The 14518-nt window shown below is 58.0% G+C and carries 14 protein-coding genes; 2 read left to right on the forward strand and 12 right to left on the reverse strand.

Translation table 11 applies throughout. The features are described 5' to 3' along the window. Positions 1–7 precede the first annotated feature (7 nt). The 12 genes from lpxK to FLP30_RS12060 all read right to left on the reverse strand — a co-directional run bounded on the left by lpxK (position 8) and on the right by FLP30_RS12060 (position 12675). Positions 8–1000 carry a tetraacyldisaccharide 4'-kinase gene (gene lpxK / locus FLP30_RS12005; protein ID WP_149280008.1) on the reverse strand — a complete coding sequence of 331 codons (993 nt, stop codon included), beginning with the start codon at positions 998–1000 and terminating at the stop codon, positions 8–10. Next, entirely contained in the window at positions 997–2970 is a 1974-nt protein-coding gene (locus FLP30_RS12010; RefSeq protein ID WP_149280009.1) for a glycosyltransferase N-terminal domain-containing protein, read from the reverse strand. Before FLP30_RS12010 ends, lpxK begins: the two co-directional genes overlap by 4 nt. A 12-nt stretch (positions 2971–2982) precedes the next feature. Beyond that, a complete protein-coding gene (locus FLP30_RS12015; protein ID WP_168200105.1) occupies positions 2983–3480 on the reverse strand; it encodes a DUF934 domain-containing protein in 498 nt (165 codons plus the stop codon). After that, positions 3467–5164 (reverse strand): nitrite/sulfite reductase, encoded by a 1698-nt coding sequence (locus tag FLP30_RS12020; protein WP_149280011.1) that lies wholly within the window; start codon positions 5162–5164, stop codon positions 3467–3469. The genes FLP30_RS12015 and FLP30_RS12020 overlap by 14 nt, the downstream gene beginning before the upstream one ends. A 23-nt stretch (positions 5165–5187) precedes the next feature. After that, positions 5188–5532 (reverse strand): DUF2849 domain-containing protein, encoded by a 345-nt coding sequence (locus tag FLP30_RS12025; protein ID WP_149280382.1) that lies wholly within the window; start codon positions 5530–5532, stop codon positions 5188–5190. 84 nt (positions 5533–5616) lie between these two features. Then, on the reverse strand, positions 5617–6693 hold the full coding sequence (locus FLP30_RS12030; RefSeq protein WP_149280012.1) for a sulfate/molybdate ABC transporter ATP-binding protein: 1077 nt from the start codon (positions 6691–6693) through the stop codon (positions 5617–5619). After that, positions 6690–7493: a sulfate ABC transporter permease gene (locus FLP30_RS12035; RefSeq protein WP_149280013.1), complete on the reverse strand. Its 804-nt coding sequence runs from the start codon at positions 7491–7493 to the stop codon at positions 6690–6692. The genes FLP30_RS12030 and FLP30_RS12035 overlap by 4 nt, the downstream gene beginning before the upstream one ends. Further along, a complete protein-coding gene (gene cysT, locus FLP30_RS12040; protein ID WP_149280014.1) occupies positions 7490–8341 on the reverse strand; it encodes a sulfate ABC transporter permease subunit CysT in 852 nt (283 codons plus the stop codon). Before cysT ends, FLP30_RS12035 begins: the two co-directional genes overlap by 4 nt. A 123-nt stretch (positions 8342–8464) precedes the next feature. Then, positions 8465–10345 (reverse strand): adenylyl-sulfate kinase, encoded by a 1881-nt coding sequence (gene cysC, locus FLP30_RS12045; RefSeq protein WP_149280015.1) that lies wholly within the window; start codon positions 10343–10345, stop codon positions 8465–8467. Between the two features lie 29 nt (positions 10346–10374). Then, positions 10375–11169, reverse strand: coding sequence for a sulfate adenylyltransferase subunit CysD (gene cysD, locus FLP30_RS12050; RefSeq protein ID WP_149280016.1), 795 nt, complete (start codon positions 11167–11169; stop codon positions 10375–10377). A gap of 66 nt (positions 11170–11235) precedes the next feature. After that, positions 11236–11928: a phosphoadenylyl-sulfate reductase gene (locus FLP30_RS12055; protein WP_149280017.1), complete on the reverse strand. Its 693-nt coding sequence runs from the start codon at positions 11926–11928 to the stop codon at positions 11236–11238. Between the two features lie 471 nt (positions 11929–12399). Continuing rightward, positions 12400–12675 (reverse strand): putative hemolysin, encoded by a 276-nt coding sequence (locus tag FLP30_RS12060; protein ID WP_149280018.1) that lies wholly within the window; start codon positions 12673–12675, stop codon positions 12400–12402. A gap of 173 nt (positions 12676–12848) precedes the next feature. On the opposite strand from FLP30_RS12060, the gene bioB reads away from it, so the two are divergent. Together bioB and queE are read left to right on the forward strand one after the other, a co-directional pair. Further along, complete coding sequence (bioB, locus tag FLP30_RS12065) at positions 12849–13850, forward strand: biotin synthase BioB (protein WP_149280019.1); 1002 nt, start codon at positions 12849–12851, stop codon at positions 13848–13850. Positions 13851–13871: 21 nt separating this feature from the next. Then, a complete protein-coding gene (gene queE, locus FLP30_RS12070) occupies positions 13872–14516 on the forward strand; it encodes a 7-carboxy-7-deazaguanine synthase (RefSeq protein ID WP_149280020.1) in 645 nt (214 codons plus the stop codon). Positions 14517–14518 lie beyond the last annotated feature (2 nt).

Genomic DNA, 14518 nt, shown 5'->3' on the forward strand with positions numbered 1-14518 from the left:
ACGGCCTTCACAACGGGGTCTCCAACAGCAGATCCAACAATTTTTCCGGGGCGGCCGGATCGGGCCATACCAGTTCCACACCGACCTCCACGACCTGTTGGCGAAAAACCGCAGGCAGACGCACTGCATCCTTGGGAGTGGTGACAAGACACGCCCCCATGCTGCGGGCTACTGTAAGAAGATGGCGCATATCGCGTTTTCTATAATAATAATGATCTGGGTAGGAAATTGTCTGCACGGGCACTATTCCAGCGGCCCTTAACCCAGAAAAAAATTTTTCGGGCCTGCCCAGGCCAGCAAACGCAACACACGCTTTACCTTCAAGCTGCCTTACCTCGGACGTCTGCCGCAAATCCCCCTGGTAGAGCGGGGTACCTGCCATGAGAGGGCTGGCAGCAAAGCCGGTTTGATCCTTGCCGATCAGCAACACAGCCGAAGCACGCTCCAGAGCCTGCTCTGGCCGCTCCCGCAGCGGGCCTGCGGGCAGGACATGGCCATTCCCCAAGCCTGTCACACCATCCACCACAAGGAGGGACAGCGTTTTTTCCAGACCAGGATTTTGGAACCCATCATCCATAACCAGACAGTCCGCACCTGCCGCTATCGCAGCGCGGGCTGTAGCAACCCGGTCGCTGCCCACCCACACCGGGCAGTTAGTTGCAAGCAGCAGGGGTTCATCCCCCACATCACGCGCTGTGTGGTGTTGCGGATCAACCCGCTGGCCTGAGGTCTGTCGCCCCCCATAGCCACGACTGAGCACATGGGGTGTTTTACCACGGGCTTGCAAACGGGCGACCAGGTCCATGACCACTGTTGTTTTGCCTGTGCCGCCCACAGTTATGTTTCCGCAGCACAACACCGGGACAGGGGCCTTCCAGCCCACACCCTCTGCCCGACGGGCCGCACCCCATGCCACCAGCGCTTCCAACGGTGACAGTAAGGCAGGCAGAAGCTTGGCCTGAGGCATGTTCCAGAAGGCGGGGGCTTTCCAGAGTGTCATACAAGCCTCAGTATTCGATCAGCCAGCATATCTGGCAGGTTCTGCTCCGACACTACGTAGCCTTTGGCCAATTCTGCCAGCCTCTGCCGTTTTTGTGGGTGGGTCAGCATATCCACGACCCATTGGGCAAGTTCAGAAGCGTTCTGCACAGTGGTGATACAGTCACGCATGGCACTGAATGCCTCAGCAAAATTATCTATCCGGGGGCCGGTGGCAATCGCACAGTTAAGCCGGGCAGGCTCATAGGGATTATGCCCCCCACCTTTGCCTGGCGGCAGGCTGTTGCCCATGAACACACAGCCTGCCAAACGGAAGAATAGTCCCATTTCCCCCAATGTATCAGCGATCCAGACCCCATCCTCCGGTCCTGGAAGCTGGCCCAGGCTCAGCTGTGGGGCATTGTGCAGAAGGCTTGCAACCTCAGCCCCTCTCTGGGGGTGCCGTGGCACAATAATCGCCAACACTTCGGGGTGCGTTTTCCTTACTGACTGAACAGCCTGTATAATCTGTTCCTCTTCTCCGGAATGGGTTGATGCAGCCAGGACGACAAAACGGCCAGCAAACCGTTTCTGCAAAGCGACATACTGCGCCTGATCAACAGGCAGGGCAGGGGCTGCTACCTTCAGGTCTCCCCCTTGTATGATCCGACGTGCACCAAGGACAGAGAAGCGCTCAGCATCCTCGGGAGTACGGGCCGATATCCACGTCAGGCAGTGGAGCGTTTTTTTGATTGTAGACGGGAAATGCCTCCATGTGCGCCAGGATGACTCAGACATCCGGCCATTGACCAGCACAACAGGGATACCCCGCGCACGACAGAGCCCCAACAAACCTGGCCAGAGTTCACTTTCCGTAAAAACCGCCACTTGCGGTCGCCAGAACTCAAGAAAGCGACGGCCCCATCGCGGCGTATCCAATGGGACAAACTGGTGTATCACCCTTGGGTCAGAAATACGCTGAGCCAGCATGGTTGCTGCCGTCACCGTACCGGTTGTCACCAACGCTGACACATCTGAGTTTTTAGCCAGGCAACTCAGAACAAGCGGCAGGATAGAGACAACTTCCCCCACACTTGCGGCATGAAACCACAGGAGTGGTCCAGAGGGGCGACAACGTGTTGCAAAGCCCATTTTTTCCCGCACACGCGCAGGTAACTCCTTACCCCGTGTCTGACGCCAGCGCAGAAAGAACGGTAAAAACGGGGTCAGGCACATGCCAACAGCATGCCACAGCCAGGACGGAGGAAAGCTGCGGGGTCGAAAATATCCGTGCTCGCCCTGAGGGGCTGAACAACCCGCATCATGCATCAGAGTATTCAGACTCTCTGCAAGCGTGTCTTTTCCTGTTTCCTCTGTTTCACGGCTAAAGAATAAAGGAGCCCCTACCACGAATACCCCTCGACCAAAGGGAAGAGGCAGCAATAGTCTGTCCCACGACCCAAGCCGAAAGCCAGAACAACTGGCCCCCGCAGGGACTACGGGCTGGCCTGACAGGCGGGCAAGGGCGAAAGCACCGGGCTGAGGCACACGCCGTGGGCCTCTGGGACCATCAGGTGTCACCACAATCAGCGATCCAGCCCGCAGGCTTTGCCGCATGTGGCGCAATGCTGCAGCACCACCTTTATTTTTCCCTTTTGTGTCTGACGAGCCCGCGATGGACCGTACGCCCCAAGGGGCCACCATATCTGCAATAAGCCGACCATCCCGGTTACGGCTGATCAGCACCTTTAATTTCAGAATGGGATTTTGCTGTTCGGCCCACCACCAAAAAGCGGGGGTCAGTGGCAAAATTTCATGCCAGAAAACAATAACAGCGGCTTTGCCGTCCTCACCAGTCAGATAAGGACGGGCCAGCGGAGCAATCTTGAAAGTCCAGCGGGTTGTCGCCACCGCAATCCCAAGATAGCCCCGTAGTAGCGACACCGCGCAGGAGCGGAACAAAACTTCCGCCCCCCGAAGGAGCTTAGCCATACGCCCCGCCCGTTATGAGGGGGACAGCCACTTCCTGAAGGCAAAGCCCTCAGCTTTTTCATCCAGAACTGATGGCTGGTATGCGATGGAAAAGCGCTTATGGGCCTCCAGCCACACGGAAACAGGGCTCTGCGTACCGGCAACCACCTGGTCAGCCCCACAACGCAGCAGGAACTCATACTGGTCAGGAATAACATGGCCCTGCACCCGCAGGCTGCCCTTATAGCCCAGATGCTCACGCAGAGCGCGGGCCTGGGTAAAGGGCCTGCCATCCCGGAAGGACGTAAAGGTCAGGCAGACCATATCCAGCCGGGGCAGTGCGGCCCGCAGGTCTTCCACCTTGTCAGCCGGTGTCAGGACAACACCAAGCCGACCACCTGTGTTACGACCCAGACCTTCCGCCAGCCGGGACAGAGGAACCAGAATATCAGAATCTGGGGAAAGTGGCTGACCGTCCTGTGCTTCCTGCCACGTATCTTCGATAATCTGACCGTTCTCAAGCAACGGCATAGGCTGCATCCTTGAATGGTGCTGTGCCAAGACGGCGACAGGTCTCGATGAAGTGCTCCCCTGGAGCACGCTGGGCAAGATAAGTATCGATGATGCGGACGATCGCATCAACCGTTTCATCTTCCGACATGGCCGAACCGATGATCTGGCCGATGGAAGGCAGATCCCCAGAGCTACCACCAAGGGTGATCTGGAAAGCCTCTTCCCCGCGCTTATCAACACCCAGAATACCAATATGCCCGGCATGGTGATGCCCACAAGCATTGATGCAGCCTGAAATATTCAGCCGCAGGCTCCCAATCTCCCGCTGCAAGCCTGCATCTGCAAACCGGGCGCTGAGTTTCTGGGCAATCGGGATCGAACGGGCATTGGCCAGAGAGCAATAATCCAGACCAGGGCAGGCAATAATATCCGTAATCAGGCCAATATTGGGCGTGCCCAGGCCATTCAACTGCAGGATCTGCCACAGCTCGAACAGATGATCCTGACGGACATGACCCAGCACCACATTCTGCAAATGGGTAATCCGCAGCTCCCCAAAGCTGTAGCGGTCAGCCAGATCGGCCAGCAGGTCCATCTGGGCAGATGTCACATCCCCTGGAATGCCACCAGCAGGCTTACAGGAAATAGTCAGGCTGCAATAGCCCTTCTGCTTGTGCGGGTGAGTGTTGGTTCTGACCCATGCGGCAAACTCGGGGTCTGCCTTCAGGCGCAGGGCCAGAGCCTGCTCTGCCTGTGCGGCATCCGCATCAAACACAGGGGCACCAAAACGGGCACGGATGGCCTCTACGATCTCAGGCGGCAGATGGTAGCGGGCACGGTCCATCGCCGCGAATTCGGCGTCTACTTTTTCACGGAAGCCTTCGGCACCCAGAGCCTGTACAAGGATCTTGATCCGGGCCTTGTACATGTTATCGCGGCGTCCGTACTCATTGTACACACGCAGCACGGCTTCAAGGTAGGCGATAAGGTCTTCTTCCGGCAGTTCCGATGTCAGCAACGTGCCGATCACGGGTGTCCGCCCCAGCCCACCGCCGACATAGACCTCAAACACGGCCCGGCCATTATCGCCCATGCGTGCCAGCAGGCCGATGTCGTGGAAGCGTGCTGCCACACGATCCTGCATGCTGCCTGAAATGGCGATCTTGAATTTGCGCGGCAAAAACGTGAATTCAGGATGCAGAGTAGACCACTGCCGCAGGATTTCAGCATGCACACGCGGGTCCAGCACCTCATCCTGTGCGGCACCGGCAAACTGGTCAGACGTCACGTTACGAATGCAGTTGCCACTGGTCTGGATGGCATGCATTTCCGTATCGGCCAGAATATCAAGGATTTCCGGCGTGTCTTCCAACTTGATCCAGTTGAACTGAATATTCTGGCGGGTTGTGAAATGCCCGTAATCGCGGTCATACTTTCTGGCAATATGCGCCAGTGTCCGCATCTGCGACGCGCTGAGAATACCGTAAGGAATGGCCACGCGCAGCATGTAGGCATGTAACTGTAGGTACAGGCCGTTCATCAACCGCAGGGGCTTGAATTCATCCTCGCTCAGTTCCCCGGCAAGACGGCGGCGTACCTGATCACGGAACTGGTCCACCCGCTGCTTGAGGAACGTACGATCGACAGAATCATACGCATAACGTCCGACCTGACGGGAGGAGGGCTGAGGTGTCTGTGTCATACTCTCTATCCTGACTGTCGGTTTCAGACGCCCGCTGACCCGGAAAGCGGCTGCCAGGCGGGTGTAAAGGCGGCATGCACACTGGGGCCAAAAGCCCGGATGCGTTCACGCGTTGTAATAGGCTCCGGCCCGGAAGACGACGGTTCAACCTGGACACCGTAAATACCGACCACTTCATCCTCAGCGGCTTTTGCCGTCTGTCTGGCCAGCACGGCTTCCATCCCATCGTTGGAAAATGTCTGCGCCTGGGCAATGGACAACTGCCATTTACCTGCCGGGTCCAGCCAGACGATCCGCCCATCAAGCAGACGGTTTGCTGTAACGACACTGCTGCCCTCAGCATCGCGACGATTATTCCTGCGATCCACGCTCATACCTTTCCGGCATCTTCCCGTTGCAACAAAATACAAAAATACACAGATGTTAGCAATATAATACGAAAAAATACCGTATCATAAACACGCAACACCTGCGCGGAACAGTCGAGCCCGGCTTATATCCAACCCACTTCCGTTCAGCACAGCCTCAGCCGCGCCCCCTGTCACACTATCCTGCGCGACAAAAAGCGGCACACTCCGCCCGGACAACTGCACCGTATAATGCCGATAGCCGTTTCTAACCCCACGCGGTACAGCCTCAAGCGCTGCTGTCTGGCTTGGATCAGGCGGGCACAAAGACAGTTCATAAGGGCGTATCATGGCAACGACAGGGCCATTCTCCACCGTTGAGGGCACGGCGAAGGGGCATGCCTCGGGGTCATCGGGGGTCATCAACCCATTGTGCACGATACCGGGAAAGGAGACGGCCTCTCCCAGAAACTCCATGACAAACTCAGTCGATGGGTGGTCATCCAGCCCTTGGGGCGAGGCATCCTGCACAATACGGCCCGACTGCATGACCACAATACGGTCTGCAACATCCAGCGCCTCTTCCTGATCATGGGTGACAAGGATTGTTGTCAGCCCGAGCCTGTCATGCAGGTTCCGCAGCCAACCACGGATGGAACGTCGGACAATGGGGTCAAGCGCACCAAAGGGTTCATCCAACAACAGCACGCGCGGATCTGTCGCAAGGGCCCGAGCCAATGCAACACGCTGCCGCTGCCCCCCTGACAGACGCGCCGGATAGGCACCGCCCATATCCGGTATCTGCATCAGTTCCAGCAGATCCTGTACCCGGCTGGCAATAGCCTGACGGCTGGGCCGCTGGCTGGCTGGCAGAACACTCAGCCCAAAGGCAATGTTCCGCGCCACCGTCATATGTGGGAACAGGGCATAGTTTTGAAAAACAAAGCCCATCTTGCCAGCCCGCGCCCTGACATCCTCCATAACGCGACCGTCCAGGCTGACTGTGCCTGAGTCATAGGGGTCCAGCCCCGCTATGGCACGCAGCAGAGTTGTCTTGCCTGCTCCTGAGGGCCCCACAAGAGCAACAAAGGCACCATCAGGCACCTCTAGCGACACATGATCGAGCAGGACCTTTCTGGTCCCCGGAGCAGAACGCACGAGAGTGTTGACGGTGATACTCATGCGTTTTTCTCCCGCAGGCGCGTAATCCAGCCCGGCGCTGCCCGCAGCACGACCGTCATCATAGCCATGATGCCCAGCAGCACCGCCATGGTGAAGGCACCAACCGACTGATAGCTGTTGTAAAGATTTTCAATGCGCAGAGGCATTGTTTCCGTCTCGCCCGGAATATGACCAGACACCACGGAGACCGCACCGAACTCACCCAAGGCACGAGCCGTTGTCAGCAACACGCCCGAAATAAGTGCCCCACGCACACCCGGCAGGGTCACACGCCACAATATCTGCCAAAAACCAGCACCGGCCAGCACCGCGGCTTCTTCCGCCTCACGCCCCTGTAGCTCCATAACCGGCACCAAAGTCCGCACCACATAGGGCAGGGTGACAAACAGTGTCGCAAGAATAATGCCGGGCACGGCAAAGGCGATATGGATATTCCAGCGCTCAAGCATCGGTCCAAACCAGCCTTGCGCCCCAAACAGCAAAAGCCAGACCAGACCAGACACAACGGGCGAAATACTGAGAGGCAATTCCAGCAGAACCAGCAACATCTGCCGCCCGGTGAAACGAAAGCGCGACAGTGTCCACGCTGCCAGCACACCGCAGCATGTGTTGATGGCAATTGCCACCACAGCCACCTTCAACGTCAGCCATATGGCAGCAATGGCGTCTGGGTCACGCAGTGTTTCCAGCGCCGCAGCCAAGCCATCATGCAGCGCCTCTGTCAGCACCAGCACTGGCGGAATAACCAGCACAACCAGAATAAACAGCCAGCTTGCGGACCAGATCAGGTAGCGGCTCATGCAGGTTCATTCCACAAGGCCAGCCGACGTCGCATGGCACCGACCAGAAGAAGCGCCAACAGCGAGATCAGCAGCAGGATCAAGGCCACTGCAGTGGCTCCCGCGTAATCAAACTCCTGCAAGCGAACAACAATCAGCAAAGGGGCGATCTCGCTCCTGAAGGGCTGGTTGCCTGCTATGAAAATGACCGACCCGTATTCGCCCACACCCCGTGCGAAGGATAGGCCAAAACCGGTCACCAATGCGGGAAGGAGCGGGGCCAGAATAACGCGGGCAAAAACCTGTCGGGGTCTGGCCCCCAGCAGCACGGCGGCTTCCTCAAGTTCATGCGGCAGGTTCCGCAAGACAGGCTCGATCGCCCGCACCATAAAGGGCAGGCCAACAAACATCAGAGCCAGCACAATGCCGGTGCGATTATAGGATGCCGTAATACCCAGCTTGGCCAACGGCACACCAAGCCAGCCATGTGGACCATACAATGTGGCCAACGTAATGCCTGTCACAGCGGTTGGCAGCGCCAGAGGCAGGTCGATCAGCGCATCTGCCAGACGATGACCAGGCAGGTGACCACGCGCCAGTGCCCATGCCAGTAGCAGACCAAAGGGCAGGTTGCAGACGGCGGCCATGATCGCGCAGGAAAAACTGGTCCAGAGAGCAGCGAACATGCGGCTGTCATGCAGCGCGGACAATACGGCGCCAGCCCCTTCCTGCCAGGGCCTGACCAGCAGGGTGGACAGGGGCAGGACGATCAGAAAGCCTGTCCAAAGCAGCGTTGCTGCCATGGATAAACGAAAGCCGGGCAGAACATGCCGCCTGCCTTGCACAAAAGCTGAAAAAAACTGTCGCATATTACAGTAACCCGGATTTCCGGCAACATGTCCCAGACCAGCCAGCATATCCGGCTCTTGCAATCAGGGTACCACAGTTTGAGCCTGTGGCACCCTGTTTCCCGTCAGAACAGCAAAAGACGTTCAGGACGTCTGGCGCTGACCGCCAGAAACCGCAACCTTGCCTTCGACAAAGCCAGCCAGATCCGCAGCAAGCTTGTCGGCGTTGGTCTGGCCTGTCTGCAGGCGCAGGGCAGGCGCCTGCGGGGCTTCGTAAGGTGCGTCGATTCCGGTAAAGCCGCTGATCTTGCCTGCACGGGCCGCAGCATACAGCCCCTTGGGGTCGCGCTGCTCACACACAGACAGGTCGGCATCGACGAACACTTCTTCGAAATCATCCCCGATGATCTGGCGAGCCAGTTCACGGTCCGAACGCAGGGGTGAAATCAGAGTGACCAGCACAACCTGCCCCGCATCACGCAGGATGCGGGCGACCTCTGCGGCACGACGGACGTTTTCCGTGCGCTCCGCTTCGGAGAAGCCAAGGTCATGGCACAGCCCTGCGCGCAATGTATCACCATCCAGAACGCTGACATCCACACCATTGGCGAAAAGCCTGCTTTCCGCAGCGCGGGCCAGAGTGCTTTTGCCTGAGCCAGACAGGCCGGTCAGCCAGAAAACACCCCCCTTATGGCCTTTGACCCGTGCACGATCCTGCGCGGTCACAGCGCTTGATGTGGGGTGAATGGCCTTGTCGCCAGCTTCGATTTCCGCAGGGCCAATCAGCGGTGCACCACCGACAATACGCTGCTGCCGGTCAACCAGCACACCACGGCCATCCGTTGTACCAGGTGTGAACGGGTCGAACTGGATGCTGCCCGAAGCCGACAGAATGATCTCGGCAAACCCTTCGGGCGGCACTTCCGTGCCGGGGTTTTCTGTCAGGTCATCCAGATTGACGACAGACAGAATGGACGACACCGTAACCGCATGTTCGGCCGTAGCCAGCCGTAGGCGAAAGCTTTCGCCAACGCGCAGAGGCTCCTTACGCAGCCAGAAGAGGCGTGTTTTGAGGCGGGATGCCTCAACCGGCGGGGCATCTGGAGTATGCAGCAGATCCCCACGGTCGGGGATAACATCCGGCTCCAGCGTAATGGCAACAGACTGACCTGCGGATGCTGCAACATGGGGGGCCGTGTGCCAGCTCTCGATCGAAGCAACGCGGGCAGGGGTCTTCTGTGCGCCAATCACAACCGTATCGCCCACACGCACGCGCCCGCGCTCAATTCGCCCGGCAACATAGCGTTTGTCATCAAAGCGATAGACGTCCTGCACAGGCAGGCGCAGGGGCAGTTCGATACGGGAGTCTGGTGTAGGCACCTGGGCCAGGGCTTCTGTCAGGGTCGGGCCTTCATACCACGGCATGTTGGCGGAGCGCTGGGCAATGTTATCCCCCTCACGCGCCGAAGCCGGGACAAATACGGCAGCCTCAAGTTCCAGCCGTGTCAGCAGGTCACCCACGTCCTTCTGCACCTGCACAATCCGTGCCTGATCGAAGTCCAGCAGATCAACCTTGTTCAGCAGTACGATTACATGGCGGATGCCAATCAACCGCAGCAGCATGGCGTGGCGGCGTGTCTGCTCCCGGGCACCCTCGGCCGCATCCACCACCAGCACAGCGGCTTCTGCATCCGCAGCGCCGGTGATCATGTTGCGCAGGAACTGGCGGTGGCCAGGGGCATCAACAATCACAAACTCACGCGTACCAAGGCGGAAGGGCAGGCGTGTCGAATCAACCGTCACACCCTGATCACGCTCGATCTGCAGGGAGTCCAGCAGGAAGCTCCACTCAATCTTGAGCCCGCGCTTTTTGGAAGATTCGATAATCTGCGCGACCTTACCGTCCTGCAGATTGTCTGTATCATGCAGCAGGCGGCCGATCAGGGTGGATTTGCCATGGTCAACATGCCCGACAATCACGATCGGGGTTGCGGCCTCATGGCTGGAAGAAATGTTTTCGCTCATTATTCAGGGTCCGTTCCAGTCCAGAGGTCTCAGAGATAACCTGCCACACGCAGGCGCTCGAAAGCATCCTCGGACTCATGGTCCATGGCACGCCCGGCACGCTCGGAGGTTTTGGTGGTTTCCAGTTCCCTGATCACTTCTGCCAGCGTGGATGCGTTACTTTCCACCGGGAAGGTAATGTCTGAATCCCCCAAGGAGCGATAACGCTTGCCGTTTTTGGAGAAATACAGGTCAACCAGCGGAATACCTTCGCGCTCGATATAACGCCAGATGTCAATTTCCCGCCATGACAGCAGCGGATGCACACGAATATGCATGCCCTCCTCATGCGGGGTTGCGTACTGGTCCCAGAATTCGGGCGGCTGGTTGCGGATATCCCATTTATGGCTGGCACCGCGCGGGCTGAAAACGCGCTCCTTCGCGCGGGTGCCCTGCTCATCACGGCGGATACCGGCAATAACACCCTGCAGCTTGTGCTTTTCGATCATCGCCGCCAGGCCCGCAGTCTTGCGGGCGGCAGAACGGGCAGCCGGGGGCAGGGACGGGTCCATTTCCTCAACCGGGGGGCATTCACCCAAAAGCAGGTCAAGGTCCCACTTCTGTGCGTATTCATCCCGGAATTTGTACATTTCGGGGAACTTCTTGCCGGTATCAACGTGCATGACAGGGAAGGGAACCCGCCCCATGAACGCCTTTTTAGCCAGCCAGACCATGACGTTGGAATCTTTCCCCAACGACCACAGCATGGCCAGCGGCTTGAGGGTGCGATAGGCTTCTCTCAGAATGAAAACGCTCTGAGCTTCCAGTTGATCAAGATGATCCATTGTTCCGTAACCCCGTTTTTCCCGGGCAAGGGTGATTAAAAAAAGTCCGAAGGCAAAAAAGCGCTCTCAGCCGCCGAGGTGAATACCACATTCGGTCTTGTTCAACCCGGCCCAGCGCCCGCCACGCGCATCCTCTCCCGCGTTTACCGGCTGGGTGCAGGGCTCACACCCGATTGACGGGTAACCCTGCGCCACAAGAGGGTGCTGCGGCAGGCCGCGACGCCTGATTTCCGCGCCAATTTCCTCAGCACTCCAGAAGGCAAGCGGGTTGAGGCGCAAGGCCCCGTCCTGCTTGCGCTCAACGACAGTCATCTGCGCGCGCGTTGTGGCCTGCCCACGTTTACGACCCGTCACAAGCGCATCATACGGCAGGGAGGCCAGTTTCATGGGCTCAACCTTGCGCAGAGCGCAGCAGGCATCGGGGTCAAACGCCCAGAGTTCCCCCGTGGGATCGCGACGCTCGATCTGTTTGCCATCGGGGCCGACATCAACCACGTTGGTCAGACCCAGCACATCCGCCAAATCACGCCGGTAGGCGAGGGTTTCGGGGAAATGCCGACCTGTATCGAGAAAAAGCACCCGCAGGTCGCGGTCAGCCTCGGCAACCATAGCCAGAAGCAGCGCTGATTCCGCACCAAAGGAAGAAAGAACAGCCAGTTTTTCGCCAAAAACGTCACGCGCTTTACGCAGTAGCGCAACAGGGTTGTCCTGAACGGCTTCAAACTGCTTCACACTGGTAGTATCCAAGGCTTCGACCATATTACACCACGCCAGGCATTATAAGCACTGAATTAACGCATCCATACAGCACTATGTGGCAATGCACAACATAACGATTCGGAGTTCATGAGTTTTTTTAAAATTAACAATTAAGATTTGTTATTTATCATTCATTCACAACTCGCCGAGCAAGAAGCGGGGCCGTTTCTGTGACACTCAAACGGCATGGCCGCATTCCCATCAGCAGTTTCAGCGCCAGATTGAGAGGCAAAACACCCGAAGCGGCGCAAATTTTGCATCACCGCGCCACAACGGAAGCATCTGGAAGTCAGACATGAGCCTCAACGCCGTAAAATCAAGGCCGCACGGTCCATTCATCAAGCACCTCAATCAGCCCTCATCCCATCGCTATTTTTGTTGGCATAATATATCTTATACGATTTATATGCGCGTGAATCCCGGACTGAACCACCGCACGAGGTGATCGTTCAAACCGGCATTCCAAGGGCTTCAGGAGTCCTTTTGCGGGTGTTCCTGACGGAAAAGCGTCCATTCATCCACCACGCTGCCGTCTGGCAGATGGCAATAGCCCACACCCCCCTTCTCTGTGTGCTCGATGCTCAGCGTTCCGCCCTTTTTGATACAGTAGAGAGACGCCGGATTAGGAATACGCAGTGGTTTGACAACCGTCTTCGATCGATCATCAACCTGCTGCTGGCATCCACCCAGCCCCCCTGCCAGCACAACGGCCAGCAGAGCACCAGCAACAACCTTACGCTCGCCCATGATCAGTCCTTCCAGAACAATTCCTCGCAGACAGTATGGAAAACGGTGCCTGCTGCTTGTGACGTCGCACACTCTAGCCCTTTGGGAAACATTTTTTCCATCAAACTGGCCTTACCCGTTCATGCGGGTTATAGTTCCGATCCTTTTCAGCATATTCTGGTCCGGTTAGCATCATGCCTGATGGTTCACACCCTCTTTCTCACACATCCTCCACTGCCGCTGTGGAAACCCGACATGACTGGACAGTCGAGGAAATTCGGGCGCTGCTGAACCTGCCGCTGCCGGAGCTTATGTTTCAGGCTCAGACCATCCATCGCGCTACGTTTGACCCGACCGAAATCCAGATTTCGACCCTGCTCTCCATCAAGACCGGCGGTTGCCCGGAGGATTGTGCCTACTGCCCTCAGAGCGCCCTGCATGAAGATGGCGTCAAGGCTGAAAAGCTGATGGCTGTGGAACAGGTGTTGACAGAGGCCAGAAAAGCCAAGGCCGCCGGTGCAAGCCGCTTCTGCATGGGAGCGGCATGGCGCTCCCCCAAGGAACGCGACATGGATGTGGTGTGCGCCATGGTCAGCGGCGTCAAAGAACTCGGGCTTGAAACCTGCGTCACGCTGGGCATGCTGGACGACCAGCAGGCCCTCAAGCTCAAGGGCGCCGGGCTGGATTACTATAACCACAACCTGGATACCTCTCCCGAATACTACGGGGAAATCATCACCACCCGTACCTATCAGGAACGGCTGGATACGCTCTCCAGCGTGCGAGACGCAGGCATTAGTGTCTGCTGTGGTGGCATTGTCGGCATGGGTGAAAGCGAAACTGACCGGGCAGGTCTGATTGCGGCTCTGGCCACGCTGCCGACCCATCCTGAAAGTGTACCCATCAATCTGCTGGTCCGGGTTGAGGGCACCCCGCTGGCACAGGCGGACGCAGTGGAACCGCTGGAATTCGTACGCATGATTGCCGCTGCCCGCATTACCATGCCCAAAAGTCGGGTGCGACTGGCCGCTGGCCGTGAGAACATGAGTGACGAAACACAGACCCTGTGCTTCCTGGCCGGTGCCAACTCCATTTTCTATGGCGAACGCCTGCTGACCACGCCCAACCCCCAGGCCCTGCGTGACCGCTCCCTGCTGGACAGGCTGGGCATGCATACGTCTGGCATCACTCTTTGATCGTGCAGGCATGACCATTGCATGAGCTACGCCGTCAAGGAAATGTTCCTCACCCTCCAGGGTGAGGGCGGCCAGGCTGGCCGTGTGGCGGTTTTTTGCCGTTTTGCAGGCTGCAACCTCTGGTCTGGCCGTGAGGAAGACCGGCAATCCGCAACCTGCCGCTTTTGTGACACTGACTTTGTCGGCACAAATGGGATAGATGGCGGACGCTTTGAAACCGCAGACGCCCTAGCTGACGCCGTAAGCCGTTTTTGGCCCAACAGCCCTCCCCAGCCCCATGAAGAACCTCTGGTTGTTTTTACAGGCGGGGAGCCCCTGCTTCAGCTTGATCCGCCCCTCATCGAGGCGATGCATGACCGAGGCTTCAGCATTGCGGTTGAAAGCAATGGTACACTCCCTGCCCCGCCCGGCATCGACTGGCTTTGTATCAGCCCTAAAGCCGGTGCTTCGCTACAGCAGACTCAAGGCATGGAGCTCAAGCTGGTGTTCCCCCAGCCTGATCTGGACCCAGCCGACCTGACGGGGCTGGATTTCCACCATTTCTGGCTACAGCCCATGGATGGCCCCGACCAGCAGGCCAACGTACAGGCTGCTATTGCCTATTGCCTGTCGCACCCGCAATGGGGCCTGTCCTTACAGACACATAAACTCACGGGTATTCCCTAACC

Origin of the sequence: Acetobacter vaccinii (assembly GCF_008365315.1) — a bacterium.
Classification (GTDB): domain Bacteria; phylum Pseudomonadota; class Alphaproteobacteria; order Acetobacterales; family Acetobacteraceae; genus Acetobacter; species Acetobacter vaccinii.

Coding starts and splice junctions, on each gene's coding strand:
- lpxK (WP_149280008.1), bottom strand. CDS start 1,000: ATGACACTCTGGAAAGCCCCCGCCTTCTGGAACATGCCTCAGGCCAAG.
- FLP30_RS12010 (WP_149280009.1), bottom strand. CDS start 2,970: ATGGCTAAGCTCCTTCGGGGGGCGGAAGTTTTGTTCCGCTCCTGCGCG.
- FLP30_RS12015 (WP_168200105.1), bottom strand. CDS start 3,480: ATGCCGTTGCTTGAGAACGGTCAGATTATCGAAGATACGTGGCAGGAA.
- FLP30_RS12020 (WP_149280011.1), bottom strand. CDS start 5,164: ATGACACAGACACCTCAGCCCTCCTCCCGTCAGGTCGGACGTTATGCG.
- FLP30_RS12030 (WP_149280012.1), bottom strand. CDS start 6,693: ATGAGTATCACCGTCAACACTCTCGTGCGTTCTGCTCCGGGGACCAGA.
- FLP30_RS12035 (WP_149280013.1), bottom strand. CDS start 7,493: ATGAGCCGCTACCTGATCTGGTCCGCAAGCTGGCTGTTTATTCTGGTT.
- cysT (WP_149280014.1), bottom strand. CDS start 8,341: ATGCGACAGTTTTTTTCAGCTTTTGTGCAAGGCAGGCGGCATGTTCTG.
- cysC (WP_149280015.1), bottom strand. CDS start 10,345: ATGAGCGAAAACATTTCTTCCAGCCATGAGGCCGCAACCCCGATCGTG.
- cysD (WP_149280016.1), bottom strand. CDS start 11,169: ATGGATCATCTTGATCAACTGGAAGCTCAGAGCGTTTTCATTCTGAGA.
- FLP30_RS12055 (WP_149280017.1), bottom strand. CDS start 11,928: ATGGTCGAAGCCTTGGATACTACCAGTGTGAAGCAGTTTGAAGCCGTT.
- FLP30_RS12060 (WP_149280018.1), bottom strand. CDS start 12,675: ATGGGCGAGCGTAAGGTTGTTGCTGGTGCTCTGCTGGCCGTTGTGCTG.
- bioB (WP_149280019.1), top strand. CDS start 12,849: ATGCCTGATGGTTCACACCCTCTTTCTCACACATCCTCCACTGCCGCT.
- queE (WP_149280020.1), top strand. CDS start 13,872: ATGAGCTACGCCGTCAAGGAAATGTTCCTCACCCTCCAGGGTGAGGGC.